Origin of the sequence: Streptomyces sp. NPDC045431 (genome assembly GCF_040646655.1) — a bacterium.
Classification (GTDB): Bacteria; Actinomycetota; Actinomycetes; order Streptomycetales; family Streptomycetaceae; genus Streptomyces.
Genome location: NZ_JBEZAQ010000006.1, coordinates 208,255 through 232,107 on the forward strand (window position 1 = coordinate 208,255; position 23,853 = coordinate 232,107).

Sequence of the window (23,853 nt, forward strand, 5' to 3'; positions counted from 1 at the left end):
TCCTCATCGAAGTCCTTCGGAAATGATCGGGATGAGGCCTTCCCCAGAAAGCAGGCTTCCCAGGGAAGGCCTCACTGGTTCGCCATGCTACGGCATGTAAATCACGTCGATCTTCCCTGCGAGTTCGGGAGTATCCGCGACCATGTGACGGAATGCCGTCGCCGCCTCCGGGGAACTCACGTAATAGACGATCGGCGTGTAAGTGTCATCGACCGCAGACTTGGCCCCCGCGACCTGTGCCTTCGCCTCGGTGATGGGGGCCGTGACGAAGAACTTGAACTTTCCGGTCGCGGGATCGATGACGCCACTGTCGCTCCAATACTTGGCGTCGATCAGCTTGCCGTTCTGGTAACCGTCAAGCTTGACGTACTCGCCCTTCCGGCCGGCGACGGGGTACTTCATCTTCAGCTTGTAGACGAAGCCTTCCGGCACACCGCCCGTCACCCGCTGCTGATAGGCAGCGGCAGCGGCCACCATGCCTTCGTTCTCCGCAGCCCAGAACCCGGGTCCGTTGAGCCCGCCCACCCAGCAACCGGGACCGGTGCCGCCACCGGAACCGGAGCTTGTGGTGGAGTAGGCAGCGACCCTGAAGGTCGCGTTGTCAACCTTGTCGACGCTCTCGCACGCATCGTCGAGCTTCCTGACGATGCGGCTGACCATGCCCTGCACGGCAGCCTCGGTCAGACCGATGGAACGCAGCGCCAGCCAGGCGTCGGTGAAGCCGACACCCGTCTTGAGGGCGGCGTCCATCGCCGTCACCGCGGCCTTCGCCGACTTAAAGAGCGCACCGGCGACGAACCAGCCCGCGGCCCAGGCGCAGTCGCCCCAGCTGCCGGACGCGCCGCCCGGCGTGATCTTCTGGGCACAGCCGATGAAGTCGCCGAGCAGGACGTCGATGGGGTCGATGCCCGAGTTGAACTCGAGCATCGTGAGCGTGTAGCTCAGCCGCTCGGTCCTGGCCTCCGCCACCTCCGGGCCGAGGTAGACGGTGTCCGCGTCCGGGCAGCCACCCGTGTAGGTCTCCGACGCGGCCAGGCACATGAACAGGTCGACGTGCGACTTGTAGGTGATGTCGGCCGTGATCGTGCAGTCGCCGACGTGGATGATCGGGTTGCAGTTGTCCTTGACGACGTTCTTCGGCTCGCCGATGTACTCGATGTGGTCGAGGACCGCCCACACCCCGCCGATCCCGGTGGTGACACCCTCCGAGATCTGCTGGTTGTTGCCGGCCGTCTCCGTACGGTCCGCGGCCTGCTGGGCCTCGTTCGCCGCGTCCCACGCACCCGCGGCGGCCTGTTCCGCCGCCGTCGCGTCGGACTCCGCCTGGGTGGCGGTGGCGCGGGCACTGGCCGCGTCCTCCTCGGCCTTGGTGGCCGCCGCGCGGGCGCTGGCCGCGTCCTTCTCCGCCTCGGTGGCCGCGTTGTCGGCCGCGATGGCGTCCTGTTCGGCGTCGCTCGCCGCCCACGACGCCTTCACCGCGTCCTCGCCCGCCGACTGTGCGTAACCGTCGGCCCGGTTGGCCGAGGCCTGGGCGGCCTGGGCGTCCGCCGCGGCCTGGGTGGCCGAGGTCTGGGCGCGCTGGTACGCCTTGGCGGCCCGGACCGCGTCGGCTGCCGCCGCCGCGGAGGCCTGCGCCGCGAGCTTCATGTCCGCGGCGGCCTGCTCGGCCAGCGCCTTCGCCTCGGCGGAGAAGGCCTCCGCCATGCTCGCGGTGGCGGTGGCCACCGCCGCCTGCTGCTGCGAGATCGTCAGGGATTGCTGGCCGGTCAGCACCGCGAACGCGGCGGAGCTGTCGGTCTCCTGGTACGGGCCACCGAGCGCGATCGCCTCGTTGGCCGGCTTGATCACCGCTGCCGCGGAGTCGCGTGCCGCGAGTGAGGCCTGGACGGCCGCGTAGGCACGGCCGGCCGTGATGGCCGCCCAGGACGCGGTCTGCAGTGCCTCGGTGCGCGCCGCAGCGGCCTCCGTCTTGGCGACCTTGGCTGCCGCGGAAGCCTTCTCCGACTGCTCCTTGGCGCCCTTGGCGTCGGCCGCGGCCGCCTGGGAGGCGTCGATGGCCTCGGCCGCGGCGGCGTGCGCCGCGGCGGCGGAACCGGCCGCTACCAGGTAGGACGCCCAGGTGTCGTCGGCCGCCGCCCTGGCGCGGGCAGCGGAGCCCTGGGCCTGGGTGGCCGCCGTGCGGGCGTTGGTGGCCGCGGTCGTGGCCGCGTTGGCAGCCTTACGGGCGTTGGTTGCCGCCGTGGTCGCCGTGTTGGCGGCGGCACGGGCCTCGGTCGCCGCGGCCCGGGCGGCCTCGGCCGCGTCCGTACCGTCGACGGCGGCGGCGTGGGCCTCCAGGGCCGCCGCCTTCGCGTTCAACGAGTCCCGCCGCTGCTCGGCCTCCAAGGCCTTGTCGCGGGCGGCGACCGCATCGCGTTCCGCCTGCTCGGCGTCGCCCCTGCGGGCTGCCGCCGTGGCCCCCGCCGCCTCGGCCGAGAGGCGGGCGTCACCGGCGATCCGGCCCTGGGCGACCGCGTCGGCCTCGTGGACCTTGGCCTTGTCCCGCTCGCTCTCCGCGGTGGCCCGGTAGGCCGCCGCGTTGGCGCGCTCCAGCTCGGCGACGGCACGGGACGCCTGGGCGTCGGCCGCGGCCTGCCGGGCCTGCTCCTCTTCGGCGAGGGCGGTCTCCTTGGCCTTCTTGGCCGTCGCGGCGTTCGCCGCCGCCGAGGCCGCGTACGCGTCGGCGCTGTCCGCTGCGGCCTTCGCCTGGGCGGCGGCCTCCTGGGCGGCGATCCGGCGGAACTCGGTGTTCAGCGCGTGCGCCTGGGTCTGTGCCAGGGCCAGCAGGGTCTGGGACGTCGCGACCGTGGCGTTCGTCGCGTTCAGCGCCGTCTCGGTCGCCTTCGCGGCGGCCGTGGCGGCCGCGCCCGAAGCTCGGGCGACCTGGACCGACTGCTGGGCGTACATCAGGCCACGGCCGCGCGGCACGCTGGCCGCGTCCGCGATGGCCCAGGCCTCCTGCTGGGCCGTGACCGCGCGCTGGGCGGCGGCGTTGGCCAGACCGGCCTGCGACTTGGCGGTGGTGAGCAGGGCCTGGACCTTGCCTCGGGCCTTCGCCAGGTCCGTATTGGCCCGGTCGAAGAGGGCCTGCTTCGGCTTGAAGATGCTGTCCGGGTCGTTCTTGAGCTGGTCGTGCCAGTACTTCTGCCAGCGCAGGATCTGGTCGGCGAGCCACGCCTGTCCGATGGCCTCGACCATCGTGTCGGCGGCGGAGCGGGTCGCGGCGGCGGCGTCGGCCTCCGCCTGCATGATGACCGCGCGCGGGGCGGCCTGACCGGCGTACTCCGCCTCCCATTCGGCCGAGGCCTGGGAGACGGCCTCGCTCAGGGCGTTGCGCGGGTCGACCGGGTCCTGGTGGTTGCAGGAGGCCCAGGCCTGCTTGAGGTTCTCGACCTCGATGCGGAACGCCGCCGAGCCCTCAGCGACCTTCCCGGCGGGGAAGCCGCCGTGCCGCAGATAGGTGGCGATGTCCGCGGAGGTGGTGCCGCCGGCGAAGCGGGTCTGGTTCAGGTTCCAGTCCCGCAGCATGGAGTCCGCCGCGAAATCGTGCCAGGCGTCCTTGCCCCGGTTCTGCTCGGTGATCTGGCGGGCCTTGGCGATCGCCTCCGGGCTGGCGTTGGTGTGGGCGTCCCAGCCGAGGCGGGAGGCCAGCTTCGCCTGCGTGGAGAGGGTGAAGCCGAGGATGTCGGCGCCGAACTCCGGTGCGTGCAGCGTGATCCCGTCGTCGAACGAGCTCATCGCGTACGGGCGGTTGGCGTCCTCCAGGAGGGCCTTGCGTGCCGCGACGGCGTCCACGTAGGCGTAACCCGCCTCCCGGTCCTGATCGCTGGCCTGCCCCAGGGGCATGAACCCGATCCAGCCCATGTCGCCGACGACGGCGTGCAGCTGGTCGTTGGTGCCGCCCAGGCCCTCGATGGCCTTGGCCTTCATCTTCGCGCCGCCCGCGTGCAGGGCGACACCCGCGACGCAGCGCTCCAGGCGCGGGGTGCTGCGGACGTCACGGATGACGGCGGTCAGCTCGTTGAGCCGGCGCAGGGCGTTGTCGGCGTCGACGAAGATCTGCCGCATGCCGGTGGAGACCTTCTCGATCGCCTGGGCGAGCGCGGGCATACGGCCCACGATCACGGCGGACGACGGGATGTCGACGAGCGCCCAGAGGCACTCCTCGACGTCCGACGCGGCCAGGCACTGCTTGACCTTGGCGGGGTCGAGCTGCTCGAAGAGGATCTGCCCGCCGTTGGCACCGGCCCACTCGACGACGTTCACGGAGACGGCGGCGATGCCGTTGCGGTAGTCGTCGACGCAGGCCTGGCCGCAGGCGTCGAGGAGGATCTTCTCCTCGCGCTCACCCAGCACCGGCCAGTTGTTCGCGCCGCCCTTGATGGGCGTGGTGCCCTCGGCGAGCGCCGTCTTGTGCGCGGCCTCGTTCTTCTCGCGCTGCTCCTGCTCGGCCTTCTTCGCGGCCTCCTCGGCGGCGGTGCTGTGCCCCTCCGCGTTGCCCGCGCTCGTCTCGGCGGTCTTGGCCTCCTGTTCGGCCGTGGACGCCTTGCCTGCCGCGTCCTTGGCCGCTTCGCCGGCCCGGCCGGCCTTCCCGTTGGCCTCCGCGGCGTGCCGCTCGGCGTCGGTGGCCTCGCGGTCCGCCTCGAGGGCGACGCTGTTCGTCTCGTCCGCTACGAGGCGGGCGCTGGCGGCGTTGTTCCCGGCCTGCTGGGCGTGGTCCGCGGCGGTGTCGGCGGCGGCCTTGGCGCCCTGCTGGGCGCCGGCGGCCTCGGCCGCGGACGCCTGGGCGCGGGTCACGGCCTCGACGGCGCGGACCGATTCCGCGGCGGCGCGGGCGGCGGCCTCGGCGGCGAGCTTGGCGTCGCCGGTGGCCTGGGCGGCGGCCTGCTGCGCGGCCTCGGCGGCGGCGGCCGCCTCGACGGCCTTGGCCTCGGCGGCGGCGGCCTGCTGTTCGGCGATCGTCTTCGACGACTGGCCGACGAGCACGGCGAACGCGGCGGCGCTGTCCTTCTCCTGGTACGCGCTGCCGACGACGACGGCCTCACCGGCGGCGGCGACCGCCTCCTTGGCGCTGTCGCGGGCGGCGAGCGCGGCCTGGCCGGCGGCGTAGGCGCGGCCGACCACGGTCGCGGCCGACTTCACCGCCTCCGCGGCCCCGGTCCCGGCGGCGACGGCCTCCTGCTGGGCCTTCTTGGCGAGCTCGGTGGCGTTCGCCGATGCCGTGGCGGCGAGGTCCGCGCGGGTCGCGGCGTCCTGCGACGCGTCCAGGGCGGTGGCCGCGGAGGCGTGCGCGGCGGAGGCGGCGCTGAGGGAGGTGTGGTACGCCGACCACGCGCTACTCGCGTTGGCCTCGGCGCGCTTGGCGGCGCCCTCCGCCGTGGTGGCGGCGGCGCGGGCGGCGACGGCGGCCGTGGTGGCCTCGTCCGCGGCGGTCTGGGCGGCGGTCGCGGCCTCGGCGGCCTGGTTCGCGGCCGTACGGGCGGTGGTGGCCGCCGCGCGGGTCTCGGCGGCGGCGGCGGTGCCCTCGGCGGCGGCGGCCGCGGCTTCGAGGGCGGCGGCGCGGGCCGCTGTGGCCTGCCGCGTCTGGAGGGCGGCGATCGCCTTCTCGCGCGCGGTCTGCGCGGCCTTCGCCTTCTCGTCGGCGACCTTGCGCTTGGCCGTCGCGTCCGTGGTCGCGGTCTTCGCGGCCGTGTCGGCACCCTTGGCCGCCGTCTGCTGAGTGGCGGCCCGCTGCTCGGCTTCCTGGGCCTTGGCACGCTCGGCGGCGGCCTTGGCCCGGGAGGCGACGGCGGTGGCCTGCTCCGCCTGGGCCTTGGCGTGCTCGGCAGCGGCGGTGGCGGCGGCGGTCTTGGCCTTGTCGCGCTTCTGCTCGGCCGTGGTCTGCGCGTTCTTGGCCGTGGTCGCGCTCGCGGCGGCGGCCGTGGCGTTGGCCTCGGCGCTGTCGGCGGCGGCCTTCGCCTGGGCGGCGGCCTCCTCCGCGGCGACGCGGCGGAACTCCGTGCTGATCGCGTGCGACTGGGTCTGAGCCTTGGCGAGCAGCGCGTCCGCGTCGGCGATGGTCGCGTTGGCGGCACCGAGCGCGGTCTCGGTCGCCTTGGCCGCGGCCGCCGCGGCGGCGCTGGAGGCGCGGGCGACCTGGACCGACTGCTGCGCGTACATCAGACCGCGGCCGCGCGGCACGTGGGTGGTGTCGGCGACGGCCCAGGCTTCCTGCTGGGCGGTCGCGGCCTTCTGGGCCGCGGTGGCGGCCGAGGCGGCGTGCCCCTTCGCCGAGGTGACCAGGTCCGCCACGTTGGCGCGGTAGCGGGCGAGGTCGGCCGCGGCCTGGTCGTACATCGCCTGGTCGGGCTTCTCGAAGATGGTGTCGGGATCCTGGGCGAGGTGGTCCTGCCAGTGCTTCTGCCAGGTCAGGATCTGCTCGACGAGCCAGGCCTGGCCGATGGCCTCGACCATGTTGTCGGCGGCGGCCCGCGTCGCGGCGTAGGCGTCGGCCTCCGCCTGGATGATCGTGGCGCGCTGGGCGGCCTGTCCGGCGTACTCCAGCTCCCACTCGACCATCGCGGCCATGACCGGCTCGTTGAGCTTGCGCCGCGGGTCGACCGGGTTCTGGTAGTCGCAGGCCGCCCAGGCCTGCTTCAGGTCCTCGACCTCGACGCGGTACGCGGCGGAGTCCTTGGCCGGCGCCTCGACCGCGAAGCCGCCGCGCCGCAGGTAGGACGCGATGTCGCTGGAGGTCGTCCCGCCCGAGTAGCGGGTGTTGTTGATCTCGCTGTCCATCAGCATGGAGTGCGCGGCGGCGTCGTGCCAGTCGTCCTTGCCGCGGTTCTCCTCGGCGATCGCCTTGGCGCGGGCGACGGCCTCGGGGCTGGGGTTGCTGTGGCCGTCCCAGCCGAGGCGCCAGGCGAGTTCCCTCTGCGTGACGCTGGTGAAGTGGCCGACGTCTTCGCCGAACTCCGGCGCGTGCCACTCCATGCCGTCGTCGGCCCAGGCCGACTCGACATAGGGCTTGTTGGCGGCGTTGAGGCCGTTGGTGCGGGCCGTGGCCGCGTCGATGTAGGCGCTGCCCGCCTCCTCGTCGGCGTCCTTGGCCTGACCGAGGGGGCCGTAGCCGATCCAGCCGATGTTCCCGACGACGTCGCGGAGCTGCTGGTCGGTGCCGGTCAGGCCCTCGATGGCCTTGGCCTTCATCTGGGGGCCGCCGACGTGCAGCGCGACTCCGGCCAGACAGCGGTCGAGCCGCCGCTGCTGGCCGATGGTGTTGCGCTCGTACCCCGTGTCCTCCTCGGGCACCGTCTCGGCCGCGGCGGGCACGGCCTGGATCAGTCCCAGCAGGACCGCGGACGCGGTCGTCAGCGCCGTCGCGCTGATGGCCCCGGTCAGTGTGGACCGGAGGCGACGCCGGCGTCTGCCGACGTCTCGGAACAGTGACATGGTCTGCCCTGCAATCTCGCGATCGTCCGGCAGCCCAGCCATGGGCATGACAGCAGGCCCACCCCGACACAGCGCAGTGCCGGTGTGCTCGCCCCTCCCACGAGTCGGCACTGCCGCTTACGTCGCGACCATGTCACAACGCGCCCCGCAAATGAAGGTCACATAATCTCCACCAAGTGCGCACGGAGTCCTAGCGACGGACAAACGGAACCGCCTCTTGATCATGTTGTTACCCGGCGTAAGGCACCCCACGGCGCCCACCCTGGCGATGCCGGACCTCCCCCGCGCGTGACCGACCCCACCCCCCGCAGCCGCCCCTCAGCGGCCCTCCAGCCCCGACAATGGCGAGGTGATCACCTCGCCGTCCCGAAGTGCCACCGCGCCCCGGAGCGCCTCCGCGCAGCGCCGCGCGGAGGCCACGCCGTACGTCGACCTCACCCGTGAGGAGTGGAGCGCCCTGCGGGACAAGACCCCGCTGCCGCTGACCGCCGAGGAGGTCGAGCGGCTGCGGGGCCTGGGGGACGTCATCGACCTCGACGAGGTGCGCGACATCTACCTGCCGCTCTCGCGGCTGCTCAACCTCTACGTCGGCGCCACGGCCAACCTGCGCGGCGCGCTCAACACCTTCCTCGGCGACGCCGGTGAGCGCGGCTCCCAGCGCGGCACCCCCTTCGTCATAGGCGTCGCTGGCTCCGTCGCCGTCGGCAAGTCGACCGTCGCCCGCCTCCTCCAGGCGCTGCTCGCCCGCTGGCCCGAGCACCCGCGCGTCGAGCTGGTCACCACCGACGGGTTCCTGCTGCCGATGAAGGAGCTCAAGGAGCGGGGCCTGGTGTCGCGGAAGGGCTTCCCCGAGTCGTACGACCGGCGCGCGCTGACCCGCTTCGTCGCCGACATCAAGGCGGGCAAGGACGAGGTGACCGCGCCCGTCTACTCGCACCTCATCTACGACATCGTGCCCGGCGAGCGGCTGACGGTCCGCCGCCCCGACATCCTCATCGTCGAGGGCCTCAACGTCCTCCAGCCCGCCCTGCCGGGCAAGGACGGCCGCACCCGCGTCGCCCTCGCCGACTACTTCGACTTCTCGGTGTACGTCGACGCGCGCACCGAGGACATCGAGGCCTGGTACCTGAATCGTTTCCGCAAGCTGCGCGAGACGGCGTTCCAGAGCCCGTCCTCGTACTTCCGCAAGTACACGCAGGTGACGGAGGAGGAGGCGCTCGCGTACGCCCGGACGACCTGGCGGACCATCAACAAGCCGAACCTGCTGGAGAACGTGGCGCCGACGCGCGGCCGTGCCACCCTCGTCGTACGCAAGGGCCCGGACCACAAGGTCCAGCGGCTCTCCCTCCGCAAGCTCTGAAAGGGACGCGGACCCGTGCTGCACCTACGCCTGATCGTCCCCCCCGACCGTACGGACGACGCCGTCCGCACCATCGAGAAGACGGTCGGTACGACCCACCTCGTCGTCATCCCCGGCGCGGCCCGCGACCCGGCGGGCGACCTGGTCCTGTGCGACGTGGCGCGCGAGGCCGCGGACGAGCTGATCAACGACCTGTGCGCGCTGGGCCTCGACGCGTCGGGCTCGATCGCCGTCGAGAACGTCGACCTGTCGCTGTCGAAGCGGGCGGAGAAGGCGCAGGAGGACGCCCCGGGCGAGGGCTCGGACGCGGTGCTGTGGGACCAGCTGTCGGACGCGACGCACGAGGAGTCGACGCTCTCGGTCACGTACGTGGCGTTCCTGACCCTCGCCACCATGATCGCGGCCTGCGGCGTGGTCCTGGACAACGCCATCCTCATCGTGGGCGCGATGGCCGTCGGCCCGGAGTTCGGGCCGCTGGCCGGTCTCTGTACGGCGCTGGTGCGGCGCCGCCCGAAGCTGGCGGTGCGGGCCCTGGTGGCCCTGGTGGCGGGGTTCGCCGTGGCCATGGCGCTGACGGTGGCGTTCAGCCTCGCGATGGACGCAGTGGGCCTGTTCACCGAGCCCAAGCTGCACGGCCATCGGCCCAACACCGGCTTCATCTACGCGCCCGACTGGTTCTCGTTCGTCGTGGGCCTGCTCGCGGGCGCCGCCGGCACCCTGTCGCTCACCTCGGCCAAGTCCGGCGCCCTGGTGGGCGTGGCCATCTCCGTCACCACCGTCCCGGCGGCGGCGAACGCGGCGGTGGCGCTCGGCTACGGCGACCTCGCCCAGACGAAGGGCTCGGTCGAGCAGCTGCTGCTGAACCTGCTGGCGATCCTGCTCGCCGGGACACTGACGCTGCTGGCGCAGAAGTTCTTCTGGGCACGGCAGCGCGAGCGGCGGGCGAGCAGGCAGACCGTGTGAGCCGGTCCCGGGTACGGCGAAGGGGGGCACCCGACGGGCGCCCCCCTTCGTCACATCCAGCCGGTCATCCCAGCGCGGACTTCACCACGTCCGCCAGCTGCCCCGCGACCGTCCGGGCCTGCTCGATGTCGGCGGCCTCGACCATCACGCGCACCAGCGGCTCGGTGCCCGAGGGGCGCAGCAGGACGCGCCCGGTGGAGCCCAGGGCGCGCTCGGCCTCGGCGACGGCGGAGCCCAGCTCGGCGGAGGTCTTCACGCGCGTCTTGTCGACGTCCTTCACGTTGATCAGGACCTGCGGCAGGCGCTCCATGACGCCGGCCAGCTCGGCCAGCGACCGCCCGGTGGCGGCGACGCGCGCCGCGAGCAGCAGGCCGGTCAGGGTGCCGTCGCCGGTGGTCGCGTGGTCCAGGACGATGACGTGCCCGGACTGCTCGCCGCCGAGCGCGTACCCGTGCTCCTTCATCGACTCCAGGACGTAGCGGTCGCCGACGGCCGTCTGGACCAGCTGCAGGCCCTCGCGCTCCATGGCGAGCTTGAAGCCCAGGTTCGACATGACGGTGGCGACGACGGCGTCGCCGCGCAGCGTTCCGGCCTCGCGCATGGCGAGCGCCAGTACGGCGAGGATCTGGTCGCCGTCGACCTCGGCGCCGGTGTGGTCCACGGCCAGGCAGCGGTCGGCGTCGCCGTCGTGCGCGATGCCGAGGTCGGCGCCGTGCTCGACGACGGCGGCCTTCAGCAGGTCGAGGTGCGTGGAGCCGCAGCCGTCGTTGATGTTGAGGCCGTCCGGCGTGGCGCCGATGGTGATGACCTCGGCACCGGCCTGCGTGAACGCCGCCGGCGAGACGCCGGACGCGGCGCCGTGCGCCTCGTCGAGGACGATCTTGAGCCCGTCGAGGCGGTTGGGCAGGACGGACAGCAGGTGGGCGACGTACTGGTCGAAGCCCTCCGCGTAGTCGGCGACGCGGCCGACGCCCGCGCCGGTCGGCCGGTCCCACGGCTCACCGGTGCGGTGCTGGTCGTACACGGCCTCGATGCGGTCCTCCAGCTCGTCGGCCAGCTTGTGGCCGCCGCGCGCGAAGAACTTGATGCCGTTGTCCGGCATGGCGTTGTGGCTCGCGGAGAGCATCACGCCGAGGTCGGCGCCGAGCGCGCCGGTGAGGTACGCGACGGCCGGGGTCGGCAGCACGCCCACGCGCATGACGTCCACGCCCGCGCTGGCGAGGCCGGCCACCACGGCCGCCTCCAGGAACTCTCCCGACGCACGCGGGTCCCGACCGACCACGGCGGTCGGCCGGTGTCCTTCAAACGTCCCCGCTTCGGCGAGCACGTGCGCCGCCGCGACCGACAGGCCGAGCGCGAGCTCCGCCGTCAGGTCCGCGTTGGCGACACCGCGCACACCGTCCGTGCCGAAGAGTCGTCCCACAGCTGTCCTCCGAGTTACTCCGAAAAAGCAAGGTGAAGCGTAAAGACGTACGCCCCGGCAGCACGGAAAGGTGCCGCCGGGGCGTACGAATGAGCAGACCGAGCAGGCGTGATTAGCGCTTGCTGTACTGCGGGGCCTTACGGGCCTTCTTCAGACCGGCCTTCTTGCGCTCGACGGCACGGTCGTCGCGGCTCAGGAAGCCGGCCTTCTTCAGCGGGCCGCGGTTGTTGTCCACGTCCGCCTCGTTCAGCGCGCGGGCCACGCCGAGGCGCAGGGCGCCGGCCTGGCCGGAGACGCCGCCACCCGAGATGCGGGCGATGACGTCGTAGCGGTTGTCGAGCTCGAGCACCTTGAAGGGCTCGTTGACTTCCTGCTGGTGCACCTTGTTCGGGAAGTAGTCCTCGAGGGTGCGACCGTTGATCTTCCACTTGCCGGTGCCCGGGACGATCCGGACGCGGGCGATGGCGTTCTTGCGACGGCCCAGGCCAGCGGCCGGCTGCGGCTCGCCGAAGCGGGACGCGAGGGACTCGGAGGTGTACTCACCCTCGACGGGGACCTCGGACTCGAAGGTGGTGACCTCCGCGTAGGTCTCCTCGCCCTCGATGGGGTTCTCAACAGTGGTCTCGGCCACGATGCTCCTCAGATTTCTTTCGTTCTTAGGGGGTGTGGCCGGAACTACTGCGCGACCTGGGTGATCTCGAACGGGACCGGCTGCTGAGCAGCGTGCGGGTGGTTCTCGCCCGCGTAGACCTTCAGCTTCGAGAGCATCTGACGGCCGAGGGAGTTCTTGGGGATCATGCCCTTGATGGCCTTCTCGACGGCCTTCTCGGGGTTCTTGTCCAGCAGCTCGTCGTAGCGGACGGAGCGCAGACCACCCGGGTAGCCGGAGTGGCGGTAGGCCATCTTCTGGGTCTTCTTGTTGCCGGACAGGTGGACCTTGTCAGCATTGATGATGATGACGAAGTCGCCCATGTCCATGTGCGGCGCGTAGACGGGCTTGTGCTTGCCTCGCAGGAGGTTCGCAGCCGTCGTCGCCAGACGCCCCAGGACAACGTCCTGCGCGTCGATGATGTGCCACTGGCGAGTGACATCGCCGGGCTTGGGGCTGTACGTACGCACTTCGTAGCCTTCGCTTCTTCAGTGGATGGAGTCCAGACACACCTGAAGCGATCATGCAGCTGGGGCCCACACTGCCGGGACACCGCCCGTATGCGAGCCACTGGTAACTGCTCCAGGGAACCTGCGTAGGGCCCCTTCGCGTGAGAACGACGAAGCCAATACGCATAACGAACCAGAAGAATACTCGTGCGCCCCCGCCGGGGTCAAAACCGCCCCCCACCGCCGGGCCGCTCCCCCCTTACGGAGCCGCAGCCTCCGCCGGCTCCGTAATGAAGCGTACGGACGCCTCCAGCTTCCGGGCCAGGGCCTGCGCCTCCTCCGAGGTGTCCGCGCCGACCGCGATGTGGCCGACGCGGTTGCCGACCGAGCGGTGCTCCGCGATGACGTCGCCCGGGGCGAGGGCCAGCTCCGCGTGGATCAGGTTCGGGTGGGCCAGCACCTCGTCCCAGCCCTCGACCGCCACCAGCCGGCCGGGCGGCGGAGTGAGGAAGCGGATCGCGGAGCCGCGCACCGGCTTCAGGGCCGCGGGGTCGACGGGGTTGCCGAGGACGTCGTCGAACACCAGACCGAACCACTCCAGGCCCGGGATGACGTGCGCCAGCATGCGGTGGATCCAGCCGCCCGCGTTGCGTACGTGGATCTCGCCGAGGACGACGCCGCGCTCGGTCCACCACAGCTCCACGTGGAACTGCCCGTAACGCAGCTCCAGCGCGGTGAGGGCGGCGACGACCTGGCGCTCGATCTCCCCGGCGGTGTCCTCGGGGAGGATCGCCGGGATGACGTACTCGATCTCGAAGAAGTTCGGCGGCGGCAGCAGCTCCTTCGAGGTGAGGGCCAGGACGCGCGGCACCCCGTCCACGAAGACGCCCTCCGCGCTGTACTCGGGCCCTTCCACGAACTCCTCGACGATGAAGGAGCCCCCGCCCTCCGGGCCGCCCGGCAGGAAGTCCAGCGCCGCGGCCAGGTCCTCCGGCCCCTCGATCCGGGTGACGCCCTCGCTGCCCATGGCGTCGCGCGGCTTGACCACCCACGGCCCGGTGGAGCCGTCGAGGAACGCCCGGGCCTCGGCCTCGTCCGCGCAGACCCGGAAGCGCGGCTGGAGGAAGCCTGCCTCGGACAGGGCGGCGCGCGCCTCGTCCTTGGTACGCACCCGGTGCACGGCGTGCGGCGGGTTGCCCGGCCGGCCGAGCGCGTCCGCGGCCTCGGCGACCGCCTCCTGGGCCATCTCCCGTACGCCGAAGACGACGTCGAAGCGGTCGCCGGCCGCGGCCCGCTCGCGCACCCAGGCCGCGGTCGCGCCGGGCACCTCGAAGTCGACGGCCGTCGCGGCGTCGGCGAGGGCCGTGATCGCCGGGGTGGCGGCCAGGGTGGCTTCCTGGTTGGTGACGTGGACGCGCAGTCCGCGCTTGCGGGCCTGGCGTATCGCCGTCTCGACGACGTCGACGGCGAGGGTGGCGTTCCCGGCGCCGCCGACGAAGAGAAGCTGGGGGGAGGCCGGCTCGGCCATCTGTGCTCCCGGAGTGGTGATGCGTACGGACACGGTTACGGAACGGTCGGTGGAAGGTCGGTTCAGAGCGCGAGCAGCAGCTTTCCGGTGGTCGCCCGGCTCTCCAGGAGCCGGTGCGCCTCGGCGGCCTCCCGCAGCGGCAGCGTCGCGTGGAGGTGCGGCGTGAGGACACCGTCCGCGAGGTGACCGAAGACGGCGGCGGCCGCGGCGCGCAGGGTCGCGGCGTCGTACACGTGGTCCTTCATGGTGGGACGGGTGAGGAACGCCGAGCCGGCGCCGCGCAGCAGCTCGATGTCGAAGGGCGGTACGGGGCCGCTGGACAGGCCGCACAGCGCGAGCAGCCCCCGCCGGCCGAGGGCGCCCAGGCTGGTGCGGTACGTCGCCGCGCCGACCGAGTCGTACACGACGCGGGCGCCCCGGCCACCGGTCAGCTCCCGTACGGCGGTGTCGAAGCCGTCGTACCCGAGGACGTGGTGCGCGCCGGCGGCGCGCGCGGCCTTCTCCTTCTCGGGGGTGGAGGTCACCGCGATCACCGTCGCCCCGCGGGCCGCCGCCAGCTGGACGAGGAAGCGCCCGAGCCCGCCGGCCGCCGCCAGCACCACCACCGTGTCGCCCTCGGCCACCGGGTGGGTCTCGTGGGTGAGGTAGTGCGCCGCCAGCCCCTGGAGCATCACGGCGGCCGCCGCGGTCAGGTCGACGCCGTCCGGTACGGGGACGAGCTTGTCCTGGTGCACCACGCTGTACTCGGCGTACGCGCCCAGCTGGGAGGCGTAGGCGACACGGGCGCCCTCCGCGAAGGCGGTGACGCCCTCGCCGACGGCCGTGACCACGCCGGCGCCCTCCTGGCCCGGGGTGAAGGGGGGCTCGGCGGGATAGCTGCCGTTGCGGTAGTAGACGTCGATGAAGTTGACGCCGGCCGCGGTGTTGCGGACCAGCACCTCGCCCCTGCCCGGCACGGGCACCTCGCTCTCCGTGAGGGTGAGTGCGGAGGGTCCGCCGGGGCTGGTCACGATGATGGACTGCATGCTCTTACCCACTCCAGGTCGTGCTGTGGCTGCCGGGTGCCGGCCGCCGCCGGGTCAGGACGGTGCTGCGGGACTCTCGCCGAAGACGTTCAGGAAGTAGTTGATGTCCGACGTCAGCCCCTTCACCATGTCGCCGATGCGGGCGCCGCCTCCCGTGGCGGCGAGGCTCGCCTCGTTGCGTCGGCGCGTACGGTCGGAGAAGGGGAGTGACCCCGGGTCCAGGTAGCGTATGGCACCGTCCGCGGCGCGGCGGGGGATCACTTCGGAACGGGCGTAACGGCTGGCGCTGAAGGGGATGTCCAGCCGTCCGTCCGCGAACGCCGCCTCGATCTCCTTGTGGAGGCAGGCGGTTGCGAGGACCGGCTCCACGATCTCCGCCACCTCTTCGAGGATCCACTCCAGTTCGCGGCCCACCCGGTCCTCGTCGAGCGCGATGAAGTCCAGGAGCGGGGAGTTGGCGCGGGAGGCGAGGAGCAGCCCGTCGATGTTGGCGCGGGTGTCGGGGATGCCGTAGGCCTCCAGGTACGTCTTGGTGATGAGCTTGCTGGCGCCGCCGAGCCGGGCGACCAGCGCGCCGTAGAGGATGAGGTCCTCGGCGTGCGACCGCTCCCTGGGGAAGACGCCCATGAACTCGTGGAGTACGGCGTGGACTTCGACGTCCTCGGGGAGGTAGCGGGCCGCGAGGGCGGGGATCGCCCGCAGCGCGGCCACGTCCTGCTCGACGTGGCCGCCCTGGGGGTACGCCACCGAGATGCACCGCACCCCTTCGCGTGCGGCGGCCACGGCCTCCAGGACGCTGACGGCGAGCGAGACGGACGGGGGGACGAGCACGGCGGTGAGCGTGCCGAACAGTTCCCGGTCGATGACGAGTCCGCGCCGGGCGAGGTCGCCGCAGAGCGCGTCCACCTCGCGCCAGGCGGCCAGCGACTCGCCCAGCGGCACGGCCTTGGAGTAGGGCAGGTTGTACGAGATCCCGCCTCCCTCGAAGGAGGTGATGCCGGACGCCACCGAGGTCTCGAACAGCAGGCGCGCGTCGGGGGAACCGTGGCGCACCTCCAGGGGCGCGGCCACGGCTTCGTTCAGCTCGCGGCCCCGCTGCCAGCCGTGGGTGACCAGGGGGTAGCCGTTGAGCTCGGCCGAGTTGCGCAGCAGCGCGGCCCGGGCGTTGTCGAAACGTTTCAGCCGGGTGTGCGAGTCGATGGTGAGCGTGAGGATGTCCGGCTTGGCGTGCCGTTCCAGGTCCCGCAGCAGGGTCATCATCTGGGCGTGCGAGCCGACGCCGCAGCGCGGCTGCAGCGCGACCCGCCCGGCGGAGCGGGCCGCGTGCAGCACCTCGGCGGCGGTCGGCTTCCCCAGCCGCCGGACGTAGGCGACGGACTCGGCGGGCGTGGGGAGCTCGGGGGGCACCGCCGGTGGTACGGCTTCGTTCATGAGGCGGCGGTCGGCTGCGCGGTACGGAGCCGGAGCTCGTCCAGGGTCGCCGGCAGGAGCTCCGGGTCGGACAGGATGACGTCGACGCCGAGCCCGTAGAACCGGTCGAGGTGGGCCGGGTCCTTGTAGCTGCCCACGGAGAGGTTGCCGCCCAGGATCACCGGGCAGTCCAGGAGCCCCTGGGCGCGGGCGGCGGGCAGGTCCTGGAGGTCCTCGTAGGCGTGCCCGTTGAGACTGCCGATGATGACCGCCTCGGCCTCGGGGTGCTCGGCGTACGCTTCGGCGAACTCCGCGACCGAGGTGCAGGTGCCGACGTTGACGACGTGGAAACCCTGGGCGCGCAGGGCGTGGGCGATGAGCTGGTTGGCCACGACGTGGGCGTCGCTGGCCGCCACACCGAGAATGACGGTGCGGGTTGCATTTTCGTGCCGCATGGAGAACCCCCGGAAGTCTTGTGGACGGAATTTCTTCTCAGGACGGCGGACTCGGAGACCGGTCGCTTACCGACTGATTACCGATTGAATGTCGGTTGCTTGCCGGTTTCTTACCGGTCGGACGTCAGTCGTCGAACGCGGCGAAAAGTTCGCGCTTGCTGACTTCACGAAGCCGGGTGACGCTGTATTCCTCCGGGTCGGCGACGGACAGCGAGTCGAAGACGAGGTTGATCGCGGCCACGAGACCCCAGGCATGGCGGTATTCCGGCCAGCCGGGGCTTCCCTTGTCGGCGTCCGCCTGGCGCTCGAAGATGTAATTCGCCCATTTCGGCGTCGAGGGGTAGCGGTGGTGGAAGTCGTGGACGACGGTGTCACCGGTCAGGACGAGGTAGCGCGCGGGCGCGTGCACGAACAGCATCCGCGTGGCCCATCTCCCCCAGGCGGCGACGCGCCGCACCGGCGGCAGGGCCGGGGAGGGTGCCGCCTCGCCGATGAAGATGGCGTTGGTCAGGCTGCCGAAGTACTCCTTGCCGCGGCGCTCGGTCACGTCCGCCGCGGGGAAGGTGTGCTTCACGCACAGCCGCAGGGTGTTGCTCACCTGGAACAGCGGGAAGAGCGGCACCAGCCAGGCGACGACCAGCATCGGCCAGGTGCCGGTGGCGACGGTGGCGGCCACGGCGCCTCCGTAGAGCGCGACGCTGGTCGCCTTCTCGCTGGTGTCGGAGTCGTGCCAGAAGGAACGGGCGCGCGCCACCGCGAAGTTGAGGTGGAACCAGGGCGAGAAGATCTTGCCGAGAACGCGGCGCCACATCTGCCGGCGCGTCATTCCCGGGTGCAGGTCCAGGCTGACCAGGAACGCCTGGACCGTGGGGTCGCGCAGCGTCATGTGGTGTGCCGCGTGGTGGTCGCTGACGTGCTCGCGGCTGTAGCGGGCGAAGTTCTGGATGATCAGCAGGCTGGAGGTCGCGCGGCCGATCGCGGCGTCCAGACGGCGCTTGCGGTACATGTTCCGGTGCGAGCACTGGTGGTAGATCATCATGCGCAGGTTGCGCATGCCGTGCAGGGTGACGGCCCAGCCGGGCAGCAGGAGCAGCAGCCAGAAGCCGCCCAGGCCCATGCCGGTGCAGCTGATCGCGAGACCGAGCAGCATGGACAGTCCGGCGGTGGTCAGGTGAAATCCGGGGGTCCACCAGGACAGGGGTTTCTGCCCGGCTATCGGCTTTCCCGTGAACAGCGTGAGCGGATACTGAAGGAACCGAGGCAGGGCGCGCATGGTTTCGCGAGGATCCGAGTAATCCGCAATGCCTTCGGTTCGGAAGCCACTTTCGATGGCCGCCATCGCACTCCTCAAGGTCAGGATCAAATTGACACCGGCAGGAGGGGCGCTGTCCAGCGCATCCGCAATCGGTGTCACATAAAGTCTGTGACTGGGTGCGTCGTTGATCTTCGCAGGCACTCGCCGCCAAGGTCAACACGTTAGTGGAAGGTTTGATCACCTCCCCGCCGCCTTGCCATAAACAATTCGGCGCGAATTCACGCCGCCGTGTTATGTGCCTGCTGTTCGGGCAGCTCCCGCCGGGAGCGCACCGGGGAAAGGAAGACCGGCAGGAAGGCGGTGGCCATGAAGACTCCGCCGACCCACAGGGTGGCCTGTACGCCGGCGAGCTCGCCCAGCACGCCGGACACCGCGGCGCCGACGGCGAGCGCGCCGGTGAGAAGGAACCGGAAGGTGGCGTTCATCCGGCCGAGCAGGACGTCGGCGGTCATCCGCTGGCGCAGGCTGACGCCGATGACGTTGTCCATGCCGACCTTGAACATGGCCAGAAACCATCCGGTTCCGGCGAGGAGCAGCCAGAACCCCCGGTCGACCAGGGGCACCAGCAGCCCCGCGGGCGCGAAACACAGCCCGGCGAGACCGAGGGTGCGCCCGTAGCCGAGGCGGCTCGCGACCGGCCGGGCGCAGCGCGCCCCGACCAGCAGCCCCACCCCGCCGGCGGCCCAGAAGAGCCCGAGCGCCCCGGGCGAGAGGTCCAGTTCGCGGACGAACCAGACCGGCAGCATGGTGTTCACGATCGCGGAGCCCAGGTTGCCCAGCGCCGCGGTGAGCGCGAGCGCCCTGAGCTCCGGGTTTCCGAAGACGTGCCGTACGCCCTCCGCGATCTGGGTCCGCAGTCCGGCGGGCTTCCGTGCGGCGGCCTGCTGCCCCGTGGTCTTCTGCCCTGCGGTCGGCTGCCCGGCGGACGACTGCCCGGCGGACGACCGCCCGGGCGAGGTGCCGGCCGGGGCGCCCGCCGCCGGGGTCTGCCGGATGCCGGTGAGCCGTAGCGCCGAGGCCAGGTGCGCCCCGGCGGTGACGAGTACGGCCACGGGCGCCGTGAGCAGGGCGACCAGTCCGCCGCCCGCACCGCGCCCGGCCACGTTGCCCGCCGCGATCAGTGTGTTGATGTCGGCGTTGGCCTGAACCAGACCGTCCCGCCCGACGAGTTGGGGCAGCACGCTCTGCGAACCCACGTCGAAGAAGACGGTGGCGCAGCCGTTGAGCAGGACCACGGCGTAGAGCTGGCCGAGAGTGAGCACATCCAGCCACCAGGCCAGCGGCACGGTGGCGAAGAGCAGCGCCCGGCACAGGTCCGCGGTGATCAGTACCCGCCGGTGGCTGAGCCGGTCCACCCAGGCCCCGGCCGGCAGGCCGATGACCAGGAAGGCGACGGTGCTCAGGGTGGCCAGCGCGCCCACCTGGCCGGGGCGGGCGTCCAGCGCGGCCACGGCGACGAGCGGCATGGCCACGTAGCCGATGTTGGTGCCGAGCTGGCTGAGCGCGGACGCGGTGAAAAGGGTGCGGAAGTCACGTATTCGCCACGGAGAGTTGGGTCGCATGGTCCGTTCATCCGGTGGTTGGTCCGGAACCGCCGTTGTGCGGAGATTCCATCGGAGCGGGGCGGGTGGGCCCCGGTTCGCCAGTCTTTGCGGGTACGGAAAATGGCCAAGAACAGAAGCGGCTGAAAAGAGCGGGCCAATGGCTGAATTCTCGCCACAAGGATTCGGCCACACCCACCCCCTTGCCCGGTACCGACGTTACTCGGACACGTCAGTCGGCAAGGATTGACGATATCTCGGCCTTGCGCAAGGGATCCGCGACACTGGCCCGGCGTTGTTGACTCCTTTACGAACATTGGACGAACGAACCGTCTTGACGCGTTGACATGGGCTGAGGTTGGTGTGATGGTCTGGGAGGTGCCGACCGGGGGGCGGTTTACCCTCCCCTGGCCTGCTGCCATGCGCGGATATCGGGAAGCCTGCATTCCGCCAATGTGATCACCACGGCAAATCGGCCGAACCGGCATGAGGCACTGTTCAACCCCCCACAAAGGGCCCTGCACCGCCCGTTCAGGGTCATGAACCCAGACAAGCCAGGTGAGAAGTAGAGTGACCGCACGTACTGCACTCCTGATCGGTGCCGCCGGTGGAATTCTCTCCGAGACCGCCCGAGGACTGGCCGAGGAAGGGCACTCACTCGTCCTGTTCGACAGGAACGAGGAGGCCGTCAGGCGCCTCGCGGACGAGCTGGCCCCGCGGACCAAGGTCGACGTGGTCGTGGGCGACATCACCGACATCCCCGCCGCCGAGCGCCTGCTGACCTCCGTCGTCGAGCAGCACGCCCCCTCCATCCTGGTCAACGGCGTCGGCGGGGACACCCGCGTCATCGGCTACGCCGACCTGCAGCGCTCCCACTTCGAGGAGACGTACCTGGAGAACGTGGTCAGCACCTGGATCGCGATCAAGGTGTGCGCGCCGCGGATGGTCCAGGACGGCTACGGACGCATCGTCAACTTCGCCTCCGCGGGCGGCCGTACGTACAGCCACTTCAACAACGCCGCCTACGTCGGGGCCAAGGCGGCCGTCATCGGCATGACCAAGCAGATGGGCTACGAACTGGCCGGAACCGGCGTGGTGGTGAACGTGGTGGCCCACGGCCCGATCGCCACCGAGCGCGTGGCGCGGGCCTTCGAGCAGCGCGACGAGGAGTCCAAGAAGGCCGTGCTGTCCCGGCTGCCCATGGGCCGCTACGGCACGGTGTCCGAAGCCGTGGGCAGCGTCCTGCACCTGTGCTCGGAGAGCGCCGGCTACTCCACGGGCTCCGTCATCGACATCAACGGCGGCCTCTACATGTGAGGGCCACCCCCACCCTCGTAAGAAAAAGCGCACAAGGAGCTGGTGTGGCGAAGTTTGTCGTCGAATTCGAGTACAACGTCGACCGGGCCGGCCGCCAGGGCCTGCATCCGGCACATGCCGAGAACCTCTACCGGCTGGCCGACAGCGGAGTCCTGCTGCTCGGCGGCCCGCTCGTGGGAGAGAACGCCGGACTCCTGCTCTATGAGGCGGCCGACCGCGACGAACTCCAGCGGATTCTGGACGACGAGCCGTATGTAAAAGGCGGAATCGTGGCGAGCACTCGTATCCGTGAATGGAACCCGGGTAAAGGCAGCTGGATATCCGCGCTGAACCCGTCGGAAGAAGTCACCAGCGCGGAAGGAAACCGCTGACATGCTCTCGTTCCAGCAGGACGCATTGCACGGGGGAATCGCCGATCCCGAAATGGACTCCATGCGGATCCTCAGCGAGACGGCGCTGCGCTTCCCGGACGCGCTCTCCTTCTCGTCGGGCGCGCCGTACGACGGGAACCACGATCTGGGGAATCTCACCTATTACGTGGACCGCTATATCAAGTACCTGCGGGACAAGGGTGTGCCGGAGCAGCGCATCACCCGGCTCCTCTTCCAGTACGGGCCGGTCAACGGCCTGATCCAGGAGGAGGTCGCCCGCATGCTGAAGCGGGACGAGGACATCGATGTCCCACCCGAGGCGGTCATGATCACGCACGGTTTCCAGGAGGCGGCCCTGGTCGCCCTGCGCGGCCTGTGCGCCTCCCCCGACGACGTACTGCTGTCGGTCTCCCCCGCGTACGTCGGCATCCGGGGCGCCGCGCGCATGCTCGACGTCCCCGTCCGCGGCATCCTGGAGGGCCCCGACGGGCTCGACCCCGAGGCCGTGGCCGAGGCCGCCCGCGCCGTACGGGCCGAGGGCAAGCGCGCGGTCGCGCTCTACCTGGTGCCCGACTTCTCCAACCCGTCCGGCACGGTGCTGCCCCTGCAGGCCCGCAAGCGGCTCCTGGAGGTGGCCGCCGAAGAGGACTTCGTGATCCTGGAGGACAACCCGTACGGCCTCTTCGCCCGCGACGGCGAGTCGATGCCGACGCTGAAGTCGCTGGACACCGAGCGCCGGGTCGCCTACCTCGGCTCGTTCGCCAAGTCGGCCTTCCCGGGCGCCCGCCTCGGCTACCTGGTCGCGGACCAGGAGGTCACCGACGCCACCGGGGCCACCCGCACCCTCGCGCAGAGCCTCTCCAAGGCCAAGGCGATGTTCACGGTCGGGTCCTCCACCCTCTCCCAGGCGGTGATCGGCGGCATCCTCGTCGAGCACGACTACGACCTGCGCTCCGCCACCCGTGAGCTCGCCGCGGTCTACCTGGAGCGGCTGGACGCCACCCTGGAGGCGCTGGCCGAGCACTTCCCGGCCGGCGAGGACCACGGTGTCAGCTGGAACACCCCGCGCGGCGGCTTCTTCCTCACCCTGACCGTCCCCTTCACCGCGGACCTCGCAGCGATGGAACGTTCCGCCAGGGACTACCGGGTGAGCTGGGCGCCCATGAGCATGTTCTACCTCGACGGCGGCGGCGACCGGGAGATGCGGCTCGGCTTCAGCAACCTGGCGCCGGAGGCGATCCGCGAGGGCATCTCCCGCCTGGCCCGCTTCATCAAGGAGACCCCGCGCGAGACCCCGGAGGTGCGGGCATGACCACCGCACAGCCGGGCGCCGCACAGCCGACCGCCGTCGTCGTGGACGGCTACTCGGCCGGCAACTTCTACCCCGCGGCCTTCACCGCCGCCGGCGCCCGCGTCATCCACGTACAGAGCACGCCGGAGCTCATCCCGACGATGCTCGCGCCCGACCTCACCGCGTACGCCGAGAACATCGTCTGCTCCGACGAGGACCGGCTGGTCGAGCTGCTCCGCCCGTACGCCCCCGTCGCCGTCGTGCCCGGGCAGGAGTCCGCCGTGCAGCTTGCCGACCGCCTCTCCGAGGCGCTCGGCGTGAAGTCCAACGGCACCGCGCTCTCCGCCGCCCGCCGCGACAAGTACGAGATGATCGAGGCCCTTCGCCGCGCCGGGGTGCGCTGCGCGGAGCAGTTCAAGAGCGACGACGCGGACCTCGTCGTCAAGTGGGCGCAGGACCACGGAAGCTGGCCCGTGGTGGTCAAGCCGATCAGCTCCGCCGCCTCCGACGGCGTGTTCGTCTGCGACAGCGCCGAGGAGGTGGCCGCCGCCGCCCGCCGCGTCCTCGGGACCCGCGACATCTTCGGCTCGGCCAACACCGAGGTGCTCGTCCAGGAGTACCTCAGGGGCCAGGAGTACGTCGTCGACACGGTCAGCTGCGACGGCCGGCGGTACGTCTCCGGCGTCTGGAAGTACGACAAGATCCTGCTGCCCTCCGGTCAGAACATCTACAACCGCGACATCCTCGTCTCGCCGGACGAGGAGCCGGTCGCGGCGCTGATCGACTACATCCACGACGTCCTCGACGCACTGGACGTCCGCTGGGGCCCGGCCCACGCCGAGGTCATCGCCACCGACCGGGGCCCGGTCCTGGTCGAGATCGCCACGCGCCTCAACGGCCAGCTCAACCCCGGCTTCCAGGAACTGTGCCTGGGCGACGACCAGGCCGGGCTCGCCGCACTGGCCTACACCCGCCCGGAGGAGTTCCTCCGGGAGTACGCCGGTCGGATCTACCGCAAGCTGCGCTCCGCGTACAGCTACAACCCGGGCACCACCCTCGACGGTGTGGTGGCGGAGGTCGACCAGGACGTCGTCGCCCGCATCAACGCGCTGCCCAGTGTGTTCCTCACCAGCGTCAAGTACGCGCCCGGCGCCCGTATCCGCCCCACCACCGACCTGCTGACGGCCGCCATGAGGATCTACCTGACCTCGGCCGACGAACGACAGCTCGTCGCCGACTACGAGACGGCACGCGAGCTGAAGGACTCCGTCTACCGCCTCGCCTGA

At 71.3% G+C, this 23,853-nt stretch carries 16 protein-coding genes; 6 read left to right on the forward strand and 10 right to left on the reverse strand.

Features of this window, described 5'->3' with window-relative positions:
* Window positions 1–87: 87 nt before the first annotated feature.
* On the reverse strand, window positions 88–7,470 hold the full coding sequence (locus tag AB0A69_RS16375) for a hypothetical protein (protein ID WP_361421318.1): 7,383 nt from the start codon (window positions 7,468–7,470) through the stop codon (window positions 88–90).
* 349 nt (window positions 7,471–7,819) lie between these two features.
* Between AB0A69_RS16375 and coaA the strand changes: the two genes are divergently transcribed.
* Together coaA and AB0A69_RS16385 are read left to right on the forward strand one after the other, a co-directional pair.
* Window positions 7,820–8,830 carry a type I pantothenate kinase gene (gene coaA, locus AB0A69_RS16380; protein WP_361421321.1) on the forward strand — a complete coding sequence of 337 codons (1,011 nt, stop codon included), beginning with the start codon at window positions 7,820–7,822 and terminating at the stop codon, window positions 8,828–8,830.
* A gap of 15 nt (window positions 8,831–8,845) precedes the next feature.
* The gene (locus AB0A69_RS16385; protein WP_361421324.1) at window positions 8,846–9,793 is read left to right on the forward strand and encodes a DUF389 domain-containing protein; all 948 of its coding nucleotides are present in this window, start codon (window positions 8,846–8,848) and stop codon (window positions 9,791–9,793) included.
* Window positions 9,794–9,857: 64 nt separating this feature from the next.
* Here the strand turns inward: AB0A69_RS16385 and glmM are convergent, their stop codons facing one another.
* The 9 genes from glmM to AB0A69_RS16430 all read right to left on the reverse strand — a co-directional run bounded on the left by glmM (window position 9,858) and on the right by AB0A69_RS16430 (window position 19,609).
* Window positions 9,858–11,216, reverse strand: coding sequence for a phosphoglucosamine mutase (gene glmM / locus AB0A69_RS16390; protein WP_361421327.1), 1,359 nt, complete (start codon window positions 11,214–11,216; stop codon window positions 9,858–9,860).
* Window positions 11,217–11,328: 112 nt separating this feature from the next.
* Window positions 11,329–11,847 carry a 30S ribosomal protein S9 gene (rpsI, locus tag AB0A69_RS16395; protein ID WP_031076704.1) on the reverse strand — a complete coding sequence of 173 codons (519 nt, stop codon included), beginning with the start codon at window positions 11,845–11,847 and terminating at the stop codon, window positions 11,329–11,331.
* A gap of 44 nt (window positions 11,848–11,891) precedes the next feature.
* On the reverse strand, window positions 11,892–12,335 hold the full coding sequence (rplM, locus tag AB0A69_RS16400) for a 50S ribosomal protein L13 (protein ID WP_031076703.1): 444 nt from the start codon (window positions 12,333–12,335) through the stop codon (window positions 11,892–11,894).
* Between the two features lie 238 nt (window positions 12,336–12,573).
* Window positions 12,574–13,842, reverse strand: a complete 1,269-nt coding sequence (locus AB0A69_RS16405) for an ATP-grasp domain-containing protein (RefSeq protein ID WP_361421330.1) — start codon at window positions 13,840–13,842, stop codon at window positions 12,574–12,576.
* A gap of 62 nt (window positions 13,843–13,904) precedes the next feature.
* Complete coding sequence (locus AB0A69_RS16410; RefSeq protein WP_361421332.1) at window positions 13,905–14,867, reverse strand: quinone oxidoreductase; 963 nt, start codon at window positions 14,865–14,867, stop codon at window positions 13,905–13,907.
* A gap of 54 nt (window positions 14,868–14,921) precedes the next feature.
* Window positions 14,922–16,298: a methylaspartate mutase gene (locus tag AB0A69_RS16415; protein WP_361421334.1), complete on the reverse strand. Its 1,377-nt coding sequence runs from the start codon at window positions 16,296–16,298 to the stop codon at window positions 14,922–14,924.
* The gene (locus AB0A69_RS16420; RefSeq protein ID WP_361421337.1) at window positions 16,295–16,732 is read right to left on the reverse strand and encodes a cobalamin-dependent protein; all 438 of its coding nucleotides are present in this window, start codon (window positions 16,730–16,732) and stop codon (window positions 16,295–16,297) included. The genes AB0A69_RS16415 and AB0A69_RS16420 overlap by 4 nt, the downstream gene beginning before the upstream one ends.
* 124 nt (window positions 16,733–16,856) lie before the next feature.
* Window positions 16,857–18,188: a fatty acid desaturase gene (locus tag AB0A69_RS16425; protein ID WP_361421340.1), complete on the reverse strand. Its 1,332-nt coding sequence runs from the start codon at window positions 18,186–18,188 to the stop codon at window positions 16,857–16,859.
* A 77-nt stretch (window positions 18,189–18,265) separates the two neighbouring features.
* A complete protein-coding gene (locus AB0A69_RS16430) occupies window positions 18,266–19,609 on the reverse strand; it encodes an MFS transporter (RefSeq protein WP_361421343.1) in 1,344 nt (447 codons plus the stop codon).
* A 549-nt stretch (window positions 19,610–20,158) separates the two neighbouring features.
* On the opposite strand from AB0A69_RS16430, the gene AB0A69_RS16435 reads away from it, so the two are divergent.
* Genes AB0A69_RS16435 through AB0A69_RS16450 form a run of 4 tightly spaced genes read left to right on the forward strand, consistent with a single transcriptional unit; the run spans window position 20,159 to window position 23,853 of the window.
* Window positions 20,159–20,905, forward strand: coding sequence for an SDR family NAD(P)-dependent oxidoreductase (locus tag AB0A69_RS16435; RefSeq protein ID WP_361421346.1), 747 nt, complete (start codon window positions 20,159–20,161; stop codon window positions 20,903–20,905).
* A 44-nt stretch (window positions 20,906–20,949) separates the two neighbouring features.
* Entirely contained in the window at window positions 20,950–21,276 is a 327-nt protein-coding gene (locus tag AB0A69_RS16440) for a YciI family protein (RefSeq protein ID WP_361421349.1), read from the forward strand.
* 1 nt (window position 21,277) lies between these two features.
* Complete coding sequence (locus AB0A69_RS16445) at window positions 21,278–22,588, forward strand: PLP-dependent aminotransferase family protein (RefSeq protein ID WP_361421352.1); 1,311 nt, start codon at window positions 21,278–21,280, stop codon at window positions 22,586–22,588.
* A complete protein-coding gene (locus AB0A69_RS16450; RefSeq protein ID WP_361421355.1) occupies window positions 22,585–23,853 on the forward strand; it encodes an ATP-grasp domain-containing protein in 1,269 nt (422 codons plus the stop codon). The genes AB0A69_RS16445 and AB0A69_RS16450 overlap by 4 nt, the downstream gene beginning before the upstream one ends.